At 31.5% G+C, this 20,647-nt stretch carries 18 protein-coding genes; all 18 read right to left on the bottom strand.

Annotated elements, in window-relative coordinates; genetic code table 11:
* Positions 1-26: 26 nt before the first annotated feature.
* The gene (locus IEW45_RS05185; RefSeq protein ID WP_188620165.1) at positions 27-2,417 is read right to left on the bottom strand and encodes a GumC family protein; all 2,391 of its coding nucleotides are present in this window, start codon (positions 2,415-2,417) and stop codon (positions 27-29) included.
* Positions 2,418-2,424: 7 nt separating this feature from the next.
* Positions 2,425-3,198 carry a polysaccharide biosynthesis/export family protein gene (locus tag IEW45_RS05180; RefSeq protein ID WP_188620164.1) on the bottom strand — a complete coding sequence of 258 codons (774 nt, stop codon included), beginning with the start codon at positions 3,196-3,198 and terminating at the stop codon, positions 2,425-2,427.
* Between the two features lie 83 nt (positions 3,199-3,281).
* Positions 3,282-5,261 (bottom strand): polysaccharide biosynthesis protein, encoded by a 1,980-nt coding sequence (locus tag IEW45_RS05175; RefSeq protein WP_229665895.1) that lies wholly within the window; start codon positions 5,259-5,261, stop codon positions 3,282-3,284.
* Positions 5,262-5,326: 65 nt separating this feature from the next.
* Positions 5,327-6,469, bottom strand: coding sequence for a DegT/DnrJ/EryC1/StrS family aminotransferase (locus tag IEW45_RS05170; RefSeq protein ID WP_188620163.1), 1,143 nt, complete (start codon positions 6,467-6,469; stop codon positions 5,327-5,329).
* A gap of 94 nt (positions 6,470-6,563) precedes the next feature.
* Positions 6,564-7,217 carry an acetyltransferase gene (locus tag IEW45_RS05165; RefSeq protein ID WP_188620162.1) on the bottom strand — a complete coding sequence of 218 codons (654 nt, stop codon included), beginning with the start codon at positions 7,215-7,217 and terminating at the stop codon, positions 6,564-6,566.
* Between the two features lie 26 nt (positions 7,218-7,243).
* Complete coding sequence (locus tag IEW45_RS05160) at positions 7,244-8,026, bottom strand: SDR family NAD(P)-dependent oxidoreductase (protein ID WP_188620161.1); 783 nt, start codon at positions 8,024-8,026, stop codon at positions 7,244-7,246.
* A complete protein-coding gene (locus tag IEW45_RS05155) occupies positions 8,023-9,081 on the bottom strand; it encodes a 3-oxoacyl-ACP synthase III family protein (protein WP_188620160.1) in 1,059 nt (352 codons plus the stop codon). The genes IEW45_RS05160 and IEW45_RS05155 overlap by 4 nt, the downstream gene beginning before the upstream one ends.
* Before the next feature lie 11 nt (positions 9,082-9,092).
* On the bottom strand, positions 9,093-9,317 hold the full coding sequence (locus IEW45_RS05150) for an acyl carrier protein (RefSeq protein WP_188620159.1): 225 nt from the start codon (positions 9,315-9,317) through the stop codon (positions 9,093-9,095).
* A gap of 7 nt (positions 9,318-9,324) precedes the next feature.
* The gene (locus IEW45_RS05145) at positions 9,325-9,957 is read right to left on the bottom strand and encodes a sugar transferase (RefSeq protein WP_188620282.1); all 633 of its coding nucleotides are present in this window, start codon (positions 9,955-9,957) and stop codon (positions 9,325-9,327) included.
* A gap of 2 nt (positions 9,958-9,959) precedes the next feature.
* Positions 9,960-11,078, bottom strand: coding sequence for a glycosyltransferase family 4 protein (locus tag IEW45_RS05140; protein WP_188620158.1), 1,119 nt, complete (start codon positions 11,076-11,078; stop codon positions 9,960-9,962).
* Entirely contained in the window at positions 11,078-12,241 is a 1,164-nt protein-coding gene (locus IEW45_RS05135; protein WP_188620157.1) for a glycosyltransferase family 4 protein, read from the bottom strand. Before IEW45_RS05135 ends, IEW45_RS05140 begins: the two co-directional genes overlap by 1 nt.
* Position 12,242: 1 nt before the next feature.
* The gene (locus IEW45_RS05130) at positions 12,243-13,367 is read right to left on the bottom strand and encodes a glycosyltransferase (RefSeq protein ID WP_188620156.1); all 1,125 of its coding nucleotides are present in this window, start codon (positions 13,365-13,367) and stop codon (positions 12,243-12,245) included.
* Positions 13,368-13,371: 4 nt separating this feature from the next.
* Positions 13,372-14,388, bottom strand: coding sequence for an ATP-grasp domain-containing protein (locus IEW45_RS05125; RefSeq protein ID WP_188620155.1), 1,017 nt, complete (start codon positions 14,386-14,388; stop codon positions 13,372-13,374).
* A gap of 188 nt (positions 14,389-14,576) precedes the next feature.
* The gene (locus IEW45_RS05120; protein ID WP_188620154.1) at positions 14,577-16,064 is read right to left on the bottom strand and encodes an asparagine synthase-related protein; all 1,488 of its coding nucleotides are present in this window, start codon (positions 16,062-16,064) and stop codon (positions 14,577-14,579) included.
* Positions 16,065-16,086: 22 nt separating this feature from the next.
* A complete protein-coding gene (locus IEW45_RS05115; RefSeq protein ID WP_188620153.1) occupies positions 16,087-17,199 on the bottom strand; it encodes a CapA family protein in 1,113 nt (370 codons plus the stop codon).
* The gene (locus IEW45_RS05110) at positions 17,196-18,302 is read right to left on the bottom strand and encodes a hypothetical protein (protein ID WP_188620152.1); all 1,107 of its coding nucleotides are present in this window, start codon (positions 18,300-18,302) and stop codon (positions 17,196-17,198) included. The genes IEW45_RS05115 and IEW45_RS05110 overlap by 4 nt, the downstream gene beginning before the upstream one ends.
* 1 nt (position 18,303) lies before the next feature.
* Positions 18,304-19,407 carry a polysaccharide (de)acetylase gene (locus tag IEW45_RS05105; protein WP_188620151.1) on the bottom strand — a complete coding sequence of 368 codons (1,104 nt, stop codon included), beginning with the start codon at positions 19,405-19,407 and terminating at the stop codon, positions 18,304-18,306.
* Between the two features lie 15 nt (positions 19,408-19,422).
* Complete coding sequence (locus tag IEW45_RS05100) at positions 19,423-20,646, bottom strand: EpsG family protein (protein ID WP_229665894.1); 1,224 nt, start codon at positions 20,644-20,646, stop codon at positions 19,423-19,425.
* Between the last annotated feature and the right edge of the window lies 1 nt (position 20,647).

Here is a 20,647-nt window from a genome sequence, read left to right as displayed (position 1 = left end):
ATCATATTATTAGTTCTTTTTTATGATTATTTATTACGTCCTAAAATTTTGTCTAAAAAAGATCTTTTTTTAGTTTCAGAACCATAGCCGTAACCATAGCTTCCGTAACCGTAACCGTAGCCATATCCATAACCGTAGCCATATCCATAACCTTTTTTCTGATGAGTATCATTAAGCAGCATACCCATATTAGGAAGTTTATTCTCTTCGTATAAAGATTGCGGTAAAGAAAGCATTTGCTTTTCCAGATATCCTGATCTGGCTACATAAACTACAGAGTGAGCATGCTTAGCTATAATAAGTGTATCTGTAACCAAACTTACAGGGGCTGTATCAACTATTATGTACTCGTATCTTTCTTTTAATTCTTTAAAAAGTTCAGTTACTTTAGAACTCATCAAAAGTTCTGCGGGGTTTGGAGGTATTATTCCGGGAGGAATAATATCAAAACTATCAAAGCCATCATATTTTATAATATAATCATCTATCGAAGTGTCTTTAACAGACAGATAATTACTTAAGCCTTTAGAAGGTAAGTCTAAATATTCATCCAGCTTAGGATTTCTAATATCCATACCCAGTAATAAAACTTTCTTACCAGATAGCGCTATAGTAGCTGCCAGATTTACAGAAATAAATGTTTTACCTTCCTTTGGTATACTGGAAGTAACAAAAATTGTTTTAGCAATCCCTTCAGTTACCTCAGTAAGCATAAATTCTAAGTTTGTTCTTACAATCCTTAAAGACTCTGCTGTGCTTGACCTGCTGTTTAAACTAACTAACTCACTATTAGACTCTGTTCTTGGAACATCTCCAAGATATGGAATAGGTAATTCCATATCACTTAATGAGTGTATTTTAGTATCTAAAACATCAATTACGTAAACAACTGCAAAAGGAATAAACAAGCCTATAAACAAAGCAGCTAGGTATACAATATTTCTTTTAGGAGATACCGGGGTGTTTAATGCTAATGCAGGGTCTATTATTTTTGCATTAGGTGCTATAGAGGCTAACGCTATCGCAGTTTCTTCACGTTTTTGAAGCAAGTAAATATATAGAGATTCTATTAATTTTTGCTGACGTGCTATAGACTTATACTCTTTTTCCTGAGTTGGTATTTCTGCTATTTTTGCATCAATTTCCTTTTTCTGCTTAGATAAATCAGCTTTTTTTATTCTTAAAGAATTACTCAATCTATCTAAACTTGAAAGAATATTATCTTTTAATGAAACTAATTGATTAGATAATTTTTCTACCCTTTTATTTTCAGTAGTAGCAGAACTCAATAAACGATTACGCTCTAAAATTAAAGTATTATATTGCTCTATAAGAGATGGAGCTGTATTTGCATCATCTGTAGTAGAGGTTAATACATTTGAAGGTATTAAGTCTTCATACGAAGAGTTTTCGACATAATCTTTTAAAGAAGCAACAATTCTTAATTGAGTATCTGTTTGAACATACTCCCTATTAAAATCTCTTGCATTTTCCAAGAAAATATTACCCTCAGAAACTATATCTGTAACCTGATTTTCTTTTTTGTATATCTCTCCTTTTTCTTCTACAGTTCCTAAATCATCACTAATAATTTTTAATCTTTTATCAATAAAGTCAGCTGTATTTTCAAATATTTGCCCTTTATCTTTCTTAGCATCATTATTATAATTTTCTATAAGTTGATTTAAAAAATCCTCAGCACGTTTTTTTACAGTGTTTACTATAGTTAATTGTACAACACTAGTTCTGTCACTAAGCTGCTTAACTACAAGTCTTCCTTTAAATCTTTGAGCCGTACTGGAAACAGGCTCCATTACTATAATTACATCAAAAACTTCAGAACCTAAAGTACTTTTATCTATTATAGTAAAGTCAATTCCATCTTTAACCAGCCTTTCTCCAAAATTATATTCACCAAGTTTTTTATCATCACTATCAAACAGAATAAATTTGTTACCGCTAGAATAATGAAGTTTATACTCTTTTCTGGATTTTATTTCTGACCCCTCTCCTAAAACAACTTTAACAGGTGAAGTGTCATATAAATCTACAGTTCTTACTCTCGCCTTACGTTTATATTTTATGTTTAAATTTAAATCTCTGACTGTCGATTCTACAAGAGAGCGAGATTTAATTATCTCCATCTCATTGTCTACTGTGTTTTTGATATTGCTTAACATATCAACCTCACTTAACGCAGCGAGTTCAGAAACCATTCCTCCTTTTTTATCGTCTTTAACTAAAATAATTGCAGAGGCATTATATTCAGAAACACTATATCTTAAGTATATAAATGCAAAAGCCATACTTACTAACACACCCAATACAAACCAAGGCCATTTAGAAAGGTATAGAAAAAAATATCTTTTGAGATCGAATTCTGAATCTTGTTTGAAAAAAGTTTGTTTTTGCTGCATCTTAGATTTATCGTATGCTTAAAGCAATTATAGTAACTATTAATGAAAGTGCTGATATTCCTACTGTTAAATTAGGACCAATTACTGAGGAATTAACTTTTGTTTTGTTTGGCTTTACATACACTACATCATTATGTTTTAAATAATAAAAAGAACTGTTAATAAAATCAGCGCTTGTAATATCGATAGAATTCACAGTAATAGCTCCCTGTACTTCTCTTATCACTAAAATATCTTTTCTTTTACCATAAATTGTAAGGTCTCCAGACATACTTAAAGCCTCAAGTAAAGTAATTCTATCTCCTGACACATTTACTGGTCCCGGTCTGGATACTTCTCCCAGTACAGAAACTTTAAAGTTTATCACCCTAAGGTTTACGCCCGGGTTCTTTATCTGCTGTTCCAGTAGTTCTTTAATTTTCTTTTCTGCTTCTACTCTTGTAAGACCAGAGAGTTTAACTTTACCAATACCAGCTAAATCAATTTCTCCATTTTGGTCTATAAGGTAACTAAAGAGGGCATCATCATTTACTACTGATCTAATCTCATTACTTTGCATACTAAGATACATTAAGTTGAAAGGAGCAGCAAGGGATGGCTCATCTGCGGTAACAGTTATTATTAACTTATCATCAGGCTGTAACACATTTGCATACTTTTTAGCATCAAACTCCTCATTTGTTGAATTATTATGCAAATAAACCACATCTTTATTAGATGCGCATGAGGTTAAAAGCATAACTACTATTAAAGTACATAAAGCAAACGTTCTTTTATACATAAAAAATAATTGGATTAAATCTTTTTAATTTTTTGGCAAAGATAATTTTTTATAACTATAGTTTGTTAAAATAACGTAAAAACTCACTTTTTAACTGCTTCCTTATCAAGTATCTCAAAGTTTGAATTCATACTTTTAAACTCCGGTACAATTACTTTCATTTTAGAAACTATTTCTTGACTACTATATGTTTTAGACGTAGCTATTAAATCAACAACCTTTTCTCTTAAATCTTCATAATCATCAGCAACATCTTGTGCAATCATTATTTTTTCATGGTGAGTAGGTAATGTTTTAGAGCCATCATTAAGCAGCTCCTCATAAAGCTTTTCGCCTGGCCTTAATCCTACTATTTTTATATCTATATCTTTTTCCGGAATAAAGCCTGCTAAGCGAATCATTTTTCTGGCTAAGTCTATTATTTTAACAGGCTTGCCCATATCAAATATATAAATTTCTCCTCCCTTACCCATAGCTCCTGCCTCTAAAACGAGTTGACAAGCTTCAGGTATAGTCATAAAATATCTAATAATATCAGGGTGAGTAAGAGTGATAGGACCTCCACTTTCAATTTGTTTTGTAAATAATGGTACAACTGACCCATTTGAACCTAAAACATTCCCAAAGCGTGTGGTAATGAATTTTGTTTTTCCGCTTTTTGAATCTACAACACTTTTATGAAGTGACTGAACGTACTTTTCGGCAATTCTTTTACTTGCCCCCATTACATTACTCGGATTTACTGCCTTATCAGTAGACACCATCACAAAACTATCCACATTATATTCACATGCAAGGTCTGCTACATTTTTAGAGCCTAAAATATTAGCAAAAATTGCCTGAGAAGGGTTGCCTTCCATTAAAGGTACATGCTTATAAGCTGCTGCATGATACACTACATCAGGTGCGTAACTACTGAATATTTCACTTAGCTCTGCTTTTTTTCTTACATCACCAATAATAGTTACTAATTCTGATTTATTTTCCAGTTTACTTATTTCTAAACTAAGATGATGTAAAGGTGTTTCTGCCTGATCCAGCATTATTATTCTGCGAGGTCCGAATTGGATTACCTGTCTTACAATTTCACTACCTATTGAGCCTGCTGCACCGGTTATTAGTACGCTTTTACCTTTAAGCTGATTTGAAATAGACCTGTTATCCAAAACTATAGGTTTTCTTTCCAGTAAGTCCTGAATTTGGAAATTCTTAATTTTCCTGGATATTTCCTTTTGGTCTTCCCAATCTGAAACTAATGGTACAGTATAAACTTTATAATTAAAATCTAAACACTCATCTACAATAGTTAACTGTTCTTCCTTTGAAAGGTTTTTATCAGCTAAAATTAAAGCTTGTGCATTAAATACACGCATAAGAGTAGAAGCTTTCTTTTTATGCTGAAGTATAGGCAGTCCTAATATCATTTTAGACTTATTTTGCCCATATTTATCTATAAATCCAACAAGCTTAAACCTACCGGGAACTTCCGATTTTAATGCATTAGCTACAGCTATAGCATTAGCATCAGTTCCATATATTATTGCTCGTGTAAGGTTTGACTGTTTAGATTGGTTGAGATAGTTTTCAAAAAATTGCTTAACTAAAACCCTGTATAAAAAAAGACATGAGAATGAAAAGACAGCATTAATTAATATTCCTATATTAAGAAACAATAAATCGCCAGTGATAGACTTATAGAGGCTATTTAATGCTAAAAAAATAAAAGCTGCCGTAAATTGTGAAAAGAATATTTTTACCGCATCAATATACGACGAGTGCCTGATTATACCTGAATATGTCCTAAATACTCTAAAAGTTACTACACTTACAAGAAGGTAGACAGGTACACTTATTATAAAAAGATCTTTTTCAATATAAATTTCACCTGTTCTGTATATTAAAAAATAGCTTAATAAAGCAGTAACAGATATAACAAATACATCTATTAAAAAAATAATCCACCTAGGTAAATAGCCTAAATTGTGAAATGTGTGCCATAGCTTAGTATTACCTAAAGCATAATCTATAGCTCCTGAAATATTTTTTTTAGATTTTTTATCCACTACTGCATTTTTTAAGGACTCTTATATTTAATCACACAAAATTATATTTTTTTAACATAAAAGCATTATAAATAAGACTTTATGACTTTGTCTATTCTACTTTTTTCTTCATCTGTTAAATTTGAACCAGAAGGCAGGCATAATCCATTTTTAAATAGCTCTTCTGAAATAATACCACCATAATAAGGGTACTTTTCAAAAACAGGTTGCATATGCATCGGTTTCCATAAAGGTCTTGACTCAATATTTTCGGCATCAAGTGATTTTCTGATATCTTCACGAGTAACACCCTTAAATAGTTTTGGCTCTATCGTAATTGCTGTTAACCAGTGGTTAGAAAAATAATCTTTTGATGGTTCAGTTAAAACTGTAACTGCTTCATTATACTGAAAAAGATTTTTATAAAAAGAATTCATTTCTCTTCTTTTAGCAACATGAGAGTCTAAAACTTCCATCTGCCCTCTACCTATACCTGCACAAATATTACTCATTCGGTAATTGTACCCTACATGGCTATGTTGATAATGAGGTGCATTGTCTCTTGCCTGTGTAGATAAGAAAACAGTTTTATTTTTATCTTCTTCATTATGGCATACTAAAGCACCACCACCTGAAGTAGTTATTATTTTATTTCCATTGAATGATAGTATACCGAAATTGCCCAGAGTACCACATTTTCTCCCTTTATAAGTACTCCCTAATGCTTCTGCACTATCTTCTACAACAGGTATATCGTATTTTTTTGAAATAGCCAATATCTCATCTGCTTTAAAAGGCATACCATATAAGTGAACCGCTATAATTGCCTTTGGTTTCTTTCCTTTACTAATACGGTCTTTTATAGCTGTTTCCAACGCGTTAGGACATATATTCCAGGTTTCAGGCTCACTATCTACAAAAATGGGAGTAGCTCCCTGATACATAATGGGATTTGCACTTGCAGAGAAAGTCATACTTTGGCATATTACTTCATCGCCATGCTCAACCCCTAGCATTACTAAACTTAAGTGTAATGCTGCAGTACCGGAACTTAACGCAGCTACATATACCTCATTGTTTCCTGATAAATATTTTTGTATATCTTGCTCAAATCCGTTAACATTAGGGCCTAAGGGTGCAATCCAGTTACTTTCAAAAGCTTCGTTTATATATGATTGTTCATTTCCTCCCATGTGTGGCGAAGAAAGCCATATTTTAGTGTTTTCCATGTCTTGATTAACGCGTTATTTTAATACAAATGTAGCAGATTCAGTTTTACTCAATACTTTAATTATTCAATTTTTAAGTATTTTCAATGTAAAATTAAGGTTTAGGTATAGCTAAAACCTTTTCTTTAAACCTATGGAAGTAGGTGGTATCATTATCTATATTTCTCTCAACAACCATCCCTGCCGCTATTTTGTTTCTATCGCCTATTTTTATTTGAGGAATTGAAGCGGAGTTAATACCAAATAGATTTTCATCTCCTATTGTGGTAAATCCTGAAAAGCAAACATTAGGGCTAATAAAATTATATTTACCAATAACAGTATCATGTCCCATACTTGCTCTGGAGTTTATAAGAGTATAATCTCCAATAACTACATTAGGACCTACGTTTACATAAGGGGCTATTACAACACCCTCTCCGATTTTAGCTGACGGTGATATATACGCTAAAGGATGGATAAAAGTTTTAAAAGCAGCTCCTTTATATTTAAAATCTTCAGTAATTAACTTTCTGTATTTTAAATTAGCTATACCCATTATATAAAAGCAAGAGTCATCTATTTTATGCTCTTTTATACTTCCTAAAAATGGTGCGGAAAAACTATATGCATCATAGCTTTCTGCATTATCATCAAGAAAACCGCATACTGCATATTTTTCGTCACCTGCCAGTATATTTGCATGCGCTAAATATTCATCTATTTCAGCAGCATGCCCCCCTGCGCCTATAATAATAAACTTATCCATAATTGGTTATAATTGTTGCGATTTAACTATTTAGCAGTATACCCCCCATCAATAATAAGATCTGTTCCTGTTACCCAACGTGAGGCATCAGAAAGTAAAAAAGCCGTCCCATTTGCTATATCTTCCGGCTTACCTAAACCTAATGGGTGTAAATCAGTTACAAATTGTAATTTTTTTTCGTCCTTACTATATTCCGAAGACATAGACATCGGAGTTACTACAACGCCCGGCGATATAGAATTAAAACGTATGTTTTTTGCTCCATATTCTACAGCTAACGATTTTGTTCCTGCAATAAGTGCTCCTTTACTCATACCGTACAGAGATTTCCCAATTTCTCCTACAGATCCCATAACAGAAGCTATAAACACTATGCTTCCGCCTTCTTTATTTAAATTAGCAGGTTTACATATAAGTTTAGTCAGATTCATTGCTGCAACTACATTAGTTTTAAAAACTTCCTGCATTTTTGTTTCGGATGTAGCTCTTAAAGGCATTGTTGGCGAAACACCTGCACAATTTACTAAACCACTAAACTTCCCTTTAATTGACACTGCTTCCTTTACATCATTTTTTACTTTTTCAAAGTCATTGATATCTGTTTCAAAAACAATATGTTTATCAGGGTTCTGTAATTCTCCTACAGTTTGATTAAGACGCTCCCTGTTTCTGCCAAACAATACTAAGCTTGCGCCAAGATTGCTACAAGTAATTGCTATTTGTTTGCCGATTCCTGATGAAGCTCCTGTAATAGCTATTAATTTACCTTCAAGGCTAAAGGGGCTAAGCTCTTCGTTGTTGCGACTCATATTTCTACTATATCACTAACGTGGCAATTGTTTGTTTTAATTAATGCTGATGCCCATGACATACCAACACCAAAACCACATAAAAACAATTCTTTTTCACCCGCCAGTTTATCTTTAAGTTCTGAAACTATTGTTAATGGTATTGATACTGAAGAAGTATTCCCAAATTTATTTACTGAAGCAGGCACTTTATCTGCCTCCAGTTTTAATTTCTTCTGTAAATATTGATTCATATAACTATTTGCCTGATGAAAAACAAAGTAGTTTGGTTCAGACATATCCTTTTCGGCAAACTTAAATGTTCTCTTTATATCTTTTGGCACTTCTGCAAGCACAAAGTTAAACACATCTGCACCATTCATATAACCATGCTCATCCGAACGAATATTACCGTACTCATCAACTACTTTTTCTTTTAGGGTTTCCGGAGTACTCGGATTTCTGTATCCTCCTGCATCGACTTTTATAAGCGAAGAACGCCCTCCGTCTGAATTTAAAGAAAAGTAACTCTTACCAAATTCATCTCCCTTTTCAATTATAGCTGCGACACCTCCGTCTCCAAACAAGAAAGCTGTTTTTCTGTCCTTAGAACTATATACACGAGATCTTGTTTCTCCATCCAATAATAAAGCTTTACGAATACCGTTTTGCTGAACAAAATTGTATACTATTGAAAGACCATATACAAAGCCTGAACATCCTAAATTTACATCAAAAGCAATAGTACTTTTATTGAGTCCTAACCTGTCTTGTAGTATTATAGATGTTGCCGGCATACGATAATCGCCTGTTTGCGAAACAAACACAAGTAAATCTATTTCACTTTTATCAATTTGCATGTCAGCAATAAGCTTTTCAGCAGCATGATAGCATAAATCAGAAGCACAGGTATTTTCATCTGCAAACCTCCTTTCATATATCCCGACTTTATCTACAATATCTTTAACATCTTCGGCAGGGAAATGTTCGGTATATTTATAATTATCAATAACTGTTTTAGGAACAGCAGCGCTAATACCTTTTATACCTATATTTTCAAACTCAAGTAAAGCCATAAAATGTTTTTTTATTGTTTAGCCATTACAGCATCATACAAATCTTGTACTGTAATAAGTTTTGCAAATTCTTCATCTTCAATTTGCACATCAAATTCACTATCTAAAACAGCGATAAGGGAAAGCCTGCTTAGAGAATCCCATGTATCATAATCTCTAAACGCATCAGAAAAATTTACTTCCTGATCTTCCATTTCTAACGCTTCCTGCAGGGCTTCAATAAATTTATTTTCCATTATATAATTAATTTAAGTTTTGTTGAGAGTTTTCTTTTTTTGTACCTGTAAACGGTATAGTGGTTGCAACACCTTCGGTATTTATATCGCTTCTTTTAATAACCTTAAGGACGGTTAAATATATAATTTTAATATCTAATGCCAAAGAAAGATGATCTACATAATATACATCCAGCTCAAATTTCTGTTCCCATGATATAGCATTTCTTCCGTTTACCTGAGCCCAGCCTGTAATACCCGGTCTAACTTCATGCCTTCGGGCTTGTCTTTTATTATAAAGCGGAAGATATTTAACTAATAACGGTCTTGGTCCTACAAGGCTCATATCTCCTTTTACTACATTTATAAGCTGCGGAAGTTCGTCTAACGAGGTTGTGCGCACAAACTTACCTACTTTGGTAAGACGTACCGCATCAGGAAGCAAATTACCATCGGCACCCTTTTTATCATTCATAGTTTTAAACTTGATAACCTTAAATACTTTTCCGTTTTTACCCGGACGCTGCTGAAAAAAGAATACACTGCCTTTATTAAAAATGGCAAGCAGTATTACAAGCAGCAATATTATCGGCGACAATACAAGAAGTACTATAAACGCTATAATAAAATCAGACAAGGGTTTTAAAAATCCTGAATACAACATTATAGAAACTTTTTATAAATTGAACTCATAACAGCAAGAGAGTTTATTATCTCAAAATTTTCGGCTATTGCTATAGATTCTTTACCAAAATCTTTTCTAAGCTGCTCGTTATTATAAAGTTCTTTTAAATATTTAATAAATTCTGATTCGCTTTGCTGTGCAAATAAATATCCGTTCACATCGTGTCTTATAATTTCCTTGTGCCCCCTATCAACAGTGGCTAAGATAGGCAATTCGCACATCATTTCTTCTACAAGGTTAAGTCCTAACCCTTCTTGTTTGCTCGAAGAAATCCCTATATCGGCCATTTTAAATATTTCGTCAATATCATTCCTGAATCCCATAAATAAAACAACAGACTCTAACTTCTTTTCCCGCACCAATGCTTCCATCTTATCTTTTAAAACCCCTCTCCCGCAAAAAAGCAGTTTCAAATTTGGAAATTCTTCTTTATGTTTTAAAATAGCTTCAATTAAAAACTGATGGTTTTTTCTATGTATAAATTCAGCAGCATAAACTGCTATAATATCTTCGGATTTAAATCCTTTGCTTTCTCTTAATTTTATTTTCTCATCATGTTTAACAGGAAAAAACTTACTCTTAGCAACGCCAATTCCCGGAATAAGGAAGTATTCTGTTTTCTTACTTCCTTTTTCTTTTATTCTGTTATAGTCCTCGCTATTAATCGTTACAACAGCATCAGCTTGTGCACTTGCAAGAACTTCTACAGGATAATATGTAAGCCAGTTTATCAAAGAAGCACCATTATAAAAATGGAAACCATGTGCAGTATATAAAACCTTTGTTCCTTTTTTTCTGGCATCTTTTGCTGCTAATCGGGTAACAATACTTGCCATAGGTGTATGGCAGTGAACCATAGCATATTGCTCACTATCAATTATTCCTTTTAATATTTTATATGCCTTTATATGCCCTACTGAAAAAGGGCTTCTGATAAAAGGAACATTCCATTGTTTATCAACATACGGTACATTTTCATCACCTTCGCAAGCTACGTGAGTTTCATATCCTTGTTCTTGAAACCACTGCAAGTAAGGCAAATGAAATCTAAGCAAGTGTTTTGCTATAGATGCCGTAAAAAGTACTTTCTTTTTCATCAAATTAAATTATAATCGTCCTTAAATTCTCTATAAAAAGATTTCCTTCTTTCATTAATTATTTCAAACTGATATTCTTTTGCTTTTTCAAAATTTTCTTTTGATATCCTTTTCTGCAAATCTTTGTTTGATATTTTCTTTATAACCTCAACTATTTCAGATGTTGATTTTGGATTAAACAGCAGCTCTGGCTGAATTAATTCCGGAATACCTCCAGCTCTAGACCCTATTGAAGGACAGCCTCTACTCAGAGCCTCTATTACCGCTCTTGGCAAACCTTCGGTTTTACTTGGCTGTACATAAACATCTAATCCATCTATAAATTTAAATACCTCATCATGTTTTATAGGACCGACAATATCCACTAAATCTTCAACTCCACATGTTTTTATAATATTATTTAATCTTTTAGGGCTTCCCTGCCCAACAATTTTATATCTAACTAATATATTTTGTTTTTTTAATTCTGCAATTGCTTTTATTACTTCAGCCTGACCTTTATATGGCACATCTATAGCTGCAACCGTTCCTAATGTTAGAGATTTTCTATTTTCTTGATTGTGCAACCTCTGTTCTATAACAGATTCATCCATTTTTTTAATAAGTACATCTGAGCAGCCTATGGATTTACCCTTAGAGGGATATCTTTCTTGTAGGAAGTTTTGTGTAACATAGAGGACATGGGATGAATTCATTATAATATTTTTATATTTTTTCATCTTATGACCTGCTAATAATTTACCCCTCCAATCATAATTCCAAAGAGCATCATATACACAAGCAACAACTTCTACAAAAATAGGTTTATTAAACCGTTTAGCATATTTATATGCAAGCACACCATTAGCACTTGGTAAACGCAACAATATAATGTCATGGCTTTTAACTGAATTTTCTATAATATCTTCTGCCTTAGCTTTTAAAGCCATTGTGCTTATGGACTTAAAATTAGGCACTGATATAAAACGAAATGCAGGATGTGATATTTTAGTGTACTTTTTTCCATCCTCATCTGAAACGACTTTATGACGCATTAAAAAAGATACTTTATCTCCAAAAAAACTGTAACGTTCTATAATTTCATCTCTATAGTGAACCCCATAAAAAACATTTTGAGCTTCATTACATAAAATAGGACCATCATGTACAAATAAAACTTTCATATTAAGCCAGACTATTGTTATTTTTTTGTAAACATTCTAAGAATTCTTTAAATCTCTTTTCGGGAGAGAAAAAATTTATCGCCCATTTCTGGGTGTCATCTATATCACATACTCCATCATCTTTTATAGTTTCTAAAACAGATACTGCATTAGATATATCAAAAGCATCAACAAGATACTGATGTAGATGTAACGGTATTATTTCTTTTATAGGTTTAATGCCTGATGCTACAAAAGGAACTCCGGCAAGCATAGCTTCTATAAGTGAGTTTGGTTGTCCTTCAGTAATTGAAGGAAAGTAAAACGCATCAAAAATCTGTATTACATTTGGCACATCACTCCTATAACCTAAAAGTCTTACCCTATCATCAATACCTAGTTCTCTTACTTCTGAAATAAGTTTTTCTGTATTAAGCCCACACAACACAAAATAAATATCATCGTGTTTACTAATAAGTTTTTTTGCGACTTTTAGTATCGTATCATGATTTTTTGCAGGATCAAGCCTTCCTGAATGGCCTATAACAAATGCATCAACAGGAATGTTAAGTTGGTTCTTTAAAATACTATTATCAATATTTTCTATAAAAGGAGTAGCATCAATACCATTATAAATAACCTTAAACCTATTTTCATTTTGCCAATTAGGAAAGAAAAAGTCTAAGGAAGCTTTGGAGTTGGAGAGTATTTGCTCTGACTCATTATATACTAGATTTTTACTCCAATCATTATAAAGATTTCTGAAAAATGATTTCTGAAAATGATTCTTACCTTGCCTGTAGAAAACAAGACGTTTCTCAATTTTAGCAAATCTTGCAATACGAAGCGACAATCCGGCAAAATTCGCATTAAAATCACAAATCACATCAGGGGTTATTTTTTTTAATAATTTGTAGTAATTCCATGCTTTAATAGGATTAAAATATCCCAAAGGCATTCTAAATACTCTAACACCTAATTCTTTATAATTCTCTTCTAAAGAGCCTTTTTTAGCAGACCTAACAATTACTACTGCTTCAAAATTGCTTCCAGAAGTATGTTTTAAAAATCGTAATAAGTAAGTTTCTATACCACCTGGGTCTAAAGAGGGTACTACAAAACAAATTTTTGTTTTTTTAGTTTCCATTAATTTATTTGATTAAAGAGTCTATTATCCACCCTTGGGGGTTAAATTCTCCTTCAAACCAGCGTAAACTTTCATCCCAATACCCCGGACATACATCATACGCATCAGGACTAAAACCGTAACTAATTTCTACAAGAAGAGGCTGTTTATTACTATCAAAAATAAAATCATAAGCAACACATTGTGCATTTAATCCTTTTGTTAATTTAAATGCCAAGGCAATACAGTCTTCATTAAATAATTTTTTATCAAAACCTAAAAATCCTGAACCTGAAGCCCTAAAATCATTTTCTCTAACATAACGCTTTAAGGCAAATGCTTTTCCATCAATTACAATTATTCGGGTATCAGAATCGTTATTAGGAATAAAATCCTGAAAATAGACATAACCATACTCTACACCAAGCCCTTTAGCAAACTCCGGAGGTTTTACTACTCTGGCAATACCTTTAATTACATCAAAAATAGAAGCCTTACCCGATCTCCACATACGGGTACGCTCTTTTAAACTACCCCATGCATTATAATTAGAAAAACCGGAGCTAAATGCTTTTTTTACTATTTTTTTTGCTTGTTCTCGGGAATTAACAAGAAGAACATTTTGAGAGCCTGCACCTCCTTTAAGTTTAAAAACCTTAGGATAATTGGTTGTTGACACCCAGTTTAATGCTTCTTTCTTGTTTACAAAAACATGCGAGGGAACGAAAGGAGCTCCTAATCTCTCTAAAAGATATTTTTGTCCCACTTTATCATCAAAATGCCATGACGTTCTAAAATCAGGAAAAACTTTAAACCCTGTCTGTTCTAATGAAAATAAAATTTGTCGGGCAATATGTGAATCTTTAACACTATTATGGTGAAAGTGCCATAATAAAGCACTACAGTCTTCAAGTTGAGAAATTATATCGTCATCATGGCAATTCACCAACTTAAAAGGAATATTTTTATTTTCACAATACTTTATCCACCTTGGATGAAAGCCATTTTTGCTATTATGAATCGCAATTTTTAATTTTTCCATTAAAATAGTATCAATTCTTTAATTTCATATTTCATAACCCTCTCCATCTCTGTTTTATGCTTTTATAAAGTCATGCAAAACTATTAACAATATTACTATATACAACCCTATTTTAGTTTTATTAAGAATAAAAAGATAATAATAAATAAAAACAATAATTCAATATATACTTCTTTTAAGCGTAAAGCTTATCTAAATCGATTTTTTAAACTTCTGGTTCTTGTGTGCAAGTAATAATTAATTTTAGCTTTTACTACATCACTTACGGAGCCTGAAGTGATATCTCCCTCAAGATTAATTCTTTCTTCATGTACTTTTATAAAGTGTATGAAAGATATAATCCATGTGATTTTTTCTAAATAATCGAAATTACCATATGGATATTTTCTAATTTCATTAAGAATACAATTTACTGCTTTTAAATTGAAAAAAGGTAAATAGTTTTTATTCTCATTTATAAAGTCTTGAATTCTATCAAGATGATCTTTTTGTATAATAACATCATATTCATGGTGTTTCTTTGTATAATCATCAGGAGTATCATTATCGTAGCCATATCGTTTTCCAGTCCTTGCCCATGGCACATCAGATATCTCTGGCGGGAACATTTTAAGTATATTATAATAAATATCGTTATCACGTATACTAGGATCTAAACTCCATATATAGCCGAAAACTTTAGGGTTTGTAAATATTTGGTGTAATTTTCTTCTTTCGTTTATTAATTCCATACAAGGATTTAGCATTCTCCTCATATAATGTAATTGATAGTCTAACTCATTCCTCATATACTTTTTCTCTCTGGGAAATAGCATATGATATTTTTCAATCTCATTATTTATATAACTCTTTGATTTATTATATAAACTATTGCATAATAAACGGTCTGAATTATTTATTCCTGAATGGATAGGCTTTAATTTTAAAACTGTCATTCCTGAATATTCTCCTCTTCCAACACTATCTCCATAACTACCTGCAAGAAAAACATCAACTAAATCACTATCTTTAGCTATTTTAGAAATTGCATGGAGATGGATGCCGGAGTATTCACAACCTCTAACGCCTGCTATTTTATAGTTTTCCCATAAATCATTAGCAGAAACATTATAGTGCTTCCACTTCCAATTTAAACTAGTAGTAATTCTTTTAGAATATTCAACATCTCGACTCCTTTCTAATCCCCATGTAAAACCTATAACCTCATCTATTTTAATTGTATTATTTGTTATAAGATGATTTAAACACCCCACCAAAATTCTACTATCCATACCTCCACTTAACAAAACCCCTATCTTCTTTTTATCGCCTACATATTCAATTATTTCTTCACAGAGCAAATTGAATAATTTTTCAGCAACTTTTTCTTTAGATTCGAAGTTTTCCTTATGATTAGGGACATCGTAAAAAAGCCACTGAGATTTAGATTTATCGGGATATCCCATCCATGGTGAACGATATATACCATTAATTAGAGTAGTATCTCCCAGCATATAGTTTTTGCTAAGAACGCCTATTATAGAACTTAAATTGATAGTAAGTATGTCTGGGTAATTATTAATAATCTCCTGTATGTTTTGACTAAAATGTAATAAACCTGACTTATCAGTATAAGTAAATGTATTAAATGCTCCTAAATGATTCGAGTGATTAAATAGTTTTATTATATCGTCCATATACAGAGCAGAATTTAAAAACTTAAGTGTTAACAGTCTCTTCTTTTAAAATTTCTTGTAATATCTCTCTGTGAGATTCACAACTTATTAAATTTTTTAAATATTCTTTTTTCTTTTTACTCCACAAACTTGGTAATAAACCTCTATTTTTAAGAGCATTATAATACTTAGAACTAACCGGTTCAATAAATGAATTAAATAATTTACGCTTTTCATTTATAAAACTTTCAAAGCTAGTTTTAAGTAATTCATCGTCTTGAATAATCCTGTTAACTTCATCAATGCTATATGGCAAATCGCTTTCCTTAACTACACGCAATGAAGCATTTTTATTGAATTGTTCAAAATAATCAATAGTGAAATTAAAGTTATCTTTGCTAAAATTTAGGGTTACGGCCATACCATAATTCCAAATTGAGTCTCTTTGATTGGGATTATCGAAAACAAAATTACCTAACGAATAAAAAATAGGCTTTTGATTATATACTTCGTGCCCCCCAACACAATGTGTATGATGGTTAATTACGACATCGGCACCACAATCAACAAAATAACGTAATACACTCTTTAATCTAGGACTGGGTAAATTATACATTTCGTGACCTCCATGATGAATTAAAACTACATAATCAGCATTTTGTTTAGCTTTTTTTATAGTGTAAAATGATTCTATTTCAGAAAAACCATTAGCTTTATAACCGCCTCTTTCATCTGTTGACCATTCATTCTCACATACATTAACAAAAGCTATTTTAATACCTTTTATAGTTTTATATATTATAGCTATTTCATCAGTACTTTTCCCAGCTCCAACATAATCTATAGAATTATTATTTAATGCCGTTATTGTTTCTTCTATACCTTTAGCACCATAATCCATTATATGATTATTAGCCATGGTAACTAAATCAAATTTCGAATCTTTCAGGAATTTTGCATATTTGAAAGATGATTTTAATGTGGGGCCTGTTTTATTAATAGGCGTAGAAGCTTCCGTCAAAGGACACTCTAAGTTAGTAATATTAAGGTCACACTCACTTATTATACTATTAAAATCACCAAAAATATCATTTCCTTCAAAAATATTGGCAGCTCGATGAATAGGGCAAAAATCCCCAGTAATTAAAATTTTCATTTTATTAGTTTTGCTAATTGATCTGATGACATAAACTCTACTTCTGGCCAATTTTTCTGAATAGCATCTACAAGTTCAGAGAATAATTTTAAATTCCTTTCCCTATTTTCAGGATTTATAGAGCCTATAAAATTAACTCTGTGCATAGATATTACAGCTGGCTTATTCCAAAAGAAAGCACTTTTAATCTCGCTTAAACAGCTATTTACCCAATCTTTATTTAAATCTGCACTAGGTTCAAATGATGAGTTACGAAATAAATATCTTTGACCAAATTTATTTTTTTGCCCCAAAACATTTTTTTTAACAGCATATCTTCCAGAGGTATCCAATGGTTGTCTTTGCATATTACCTCCTTGTAAATACTTTATATGTAGCTGAGACGTGATTTCTTCTATTTTACTATCCCATACATAATTTGGAGCAATAAAGGTTATTGATTTAAAACCAAACATACGTTCAAAGTCTTCTACAGCATCTTTTAAAATGTTTACTCGGGAAATACCAAAATCATTTTCAACCTTATCAAAAGCTGCCTGGTAACTCCATCTTTTTTGCTTTACAGCATTATTACTTATGCCAAATACGCCTAATTCAAAAGCAAGTCTGGTTTCTTCATTATTATTTTGTAAGTCTGTCATCCACCTGCTTATATTCAAATGTTCGCGCCCGTGTAACTGAGGAATAAAAAAACCGGCTTTTTGACCTTGAGTATATAAATCTTTTACTTTATCCGAATTTGGACGATTTAATATAGTTTCATCAATAGATTCATTAAAATAGCTAGTAAACCCAGATTCTTTTATTTTTTTAAAATCAGGATTTGCAGTTAAGAAGTTTGCGGTAATAACAGGTTTATTATCTTTTTTTTCAATTATGTTATAAAGCGCTTCCATATCTTCATTGTCCTCTAAAGAATCATTTTGAACATAAGAACACTTTTCAACTTGTATTCCCGAGGATCTTAGTTCATTTAACACTTCTTTGTTAGGTATTCTTATACTCCCCCAATCATCTGATTCTATAACTACTATTTTTCGCTTTGTTCGCCAACCTTGAGAATTAAATAATATTTGACCTATCTTTGTTTTCAACTTCCTCATATTAATCTCGTTTAGTTATAACATCTCCTAGTTCAGATGAAGTCATAAACTCTACATCTGGCCATTTCTTTACTATTTTTTGTAAAAGCTCTTTTAATTCCTCTAAACTTTTGTCCCTCTTTGAAGAACTTAATCCGCCAATATAATTTATTCTATGCGAACTTATTATTGCCGGTTTTTTCCACTTAAAAGCCATTTCAATCTCAGCAAGACAACTATCTACTTCATCTTTAGAAGTCCCCGAAGGTTCAAAAAATGAATTTCGGGTAATATACGTTTGTCCATATTTATTTTTCTTCCCTATATATCTAAAATGCTTTTTTATCTTACCTTCACCTAAAACTTCAGTTTGTATTTTAGGAGATGACATATATTCAATACCATTTTCTGCAGCTATAGGCTCTAAACTATTATTAATAGGACCATTGGGTGGAACAAAAAATCTGGCTTTGTAACCATGTAATTCTTTAAATAAATTTAGTCCATCTTTTATAACCTCTTTTTGTAAATCTACATCAGTACTAAATTCAAGATTAAAAGCTGACTGAAATTCTATTTCTCCTTGTTTACGTGTATATCCCCAAATTCCATTTTCAAATGCTAACAATGCATCTTTATCTCCTTTTTTCAATGCTCTTATCCAAGCACTAATATTAAGATGTTCTCTACCATGGAATTCAGGAACAAAAATATTTGAATTTTTCCCTTCTTTCCAAAGTTCAAATGCATCGATTCTATTATATTTTTCTAAAGTTTTAGTAAAGGGCTCATAAAAATATTCATTATACCCACTTGTCTTAATTTTTTCAAAATCAGGATTTGCAACTAAACTTACTGCTGTTATTTTTGCAGAAGCATTATTTTTATCTTTCACTGAGGTTAGCACCTCAAACAGCATTGACAAATCTTCTTTTGAAGCTAAGGTATCATACATATTATAGCGTCCTCCTGCTCCTTTACTAAGGTTAAGACCCGCTTTTACAAGTGCATTATATGAACTTTGAGAAGACATCCTAATACTACCCCAGTCATCTGACTCTATAACTACTATCTTTCTACTTGTTCTCCAACCGGGAATATTAGATATTGTTTTTAAGATTTTCATTTATTTTCAGTTTAACTAAAATAGTTCAATTAAAAAATTAGAAAAATAAAAATATTCTGATATAAATTTATTTGATGCATATAAACTCATAACTCCAAAAAATAATGATAATGGAATTAATATAAGAGTAAAAATATAGTAAAGCTTTATCTTTTTAACGTCTTCTAACATCATAATAAAAAGTGCATATGCCATTGCAGAAAACAAAATTAAAAACCTATCACCATTACTAAAATTAACTGTTAAATTACAAGTAGCCCATAATAATAATACTAATGAAAGCATATTTAATTTTTCTTCCTTTAGCCCTAGTTTCTTCCTATAAAAGAAAATAAGGAACACACCTATTTTTGAAAAAAAATCAATTATTATTTCTCTAGTGGTATTTAAAAGTTTCAGTTTCCAATTATAGTTAAGTTCCCCTTTTCTATATCTTTCTTCTAAACGTTCCATACCATCCTCACTGGCATAACTTCTGTATTTATCTTCTATAATAGTTCCTTTATTAGAGTTGGCATATTGTTGTATAATGCCTGTTATACTCGACTGATTTAATCCTAAAGTTATTACAACTAAAATAACACAAGTTATTGGCTTATTTTTTAGATATACATATAAAAATGTAGGTATAAGTAAAATAGCAAGAGAGAAGTGAAATAAAGGGGTTAACAGTAAAAAAAGTAAAAATTTATTCTTCTTCAGTATTATTGATTTACTGATAAAATACATGTAGTAAATTACCCCAGTATAAAAAGCTAGATTTAAGGAGTTTCTAATAGAAAAGAAAAGAGCAAAAGATATAAAAAACAATAACCCGTATAATTTAGTGTTTTTTATAACTTTTTCATCAAAAAAAAGATAAACAAAGTTTACTAAATAATACCCAAAAATAGTGTATAAAAAAGCAAAATATATATGGTAATTATCTGTAAATAAGTTTAAGAGAAAAGCAAAAGCACTAATATAAAACTTACCATCTTGTAAACCTATTAAATTAGTCCACATTTCACCTATTGTAAGGTTGGAATTAATATGATAAATAGCTTCATACCTTTCTAAATCGCCTTCGCTGTTAGCTGTCATTCCAATAAAAGCAACTACTCCTATCAATAGTGTTTTCGAAAATGAACTTTTAAAATTTCTTACAGCAACAAGTAAAGCCATAAATGGCCATAAAACCAAAATAAAAAGGCTTATTAGCTTGTTATAACCTGTATTTTTTAACTGGACATGATTCATT

The sequence above is a fragment of the Flavobacterium suaedae genome (genome assembly GCF_014642915.1).
GTDB lineage: Bacteria > Bacteroidota > Bacteroidia > Flavobacteriales > Flavobacteriaceae > Flavobacterium > Flavobacterium suaedae.
The sequence above is the reverse complement of the archived record's forward strand: the minus strand, read 5'-3'. Positions and strand labels throughout refer to the sequence as shown.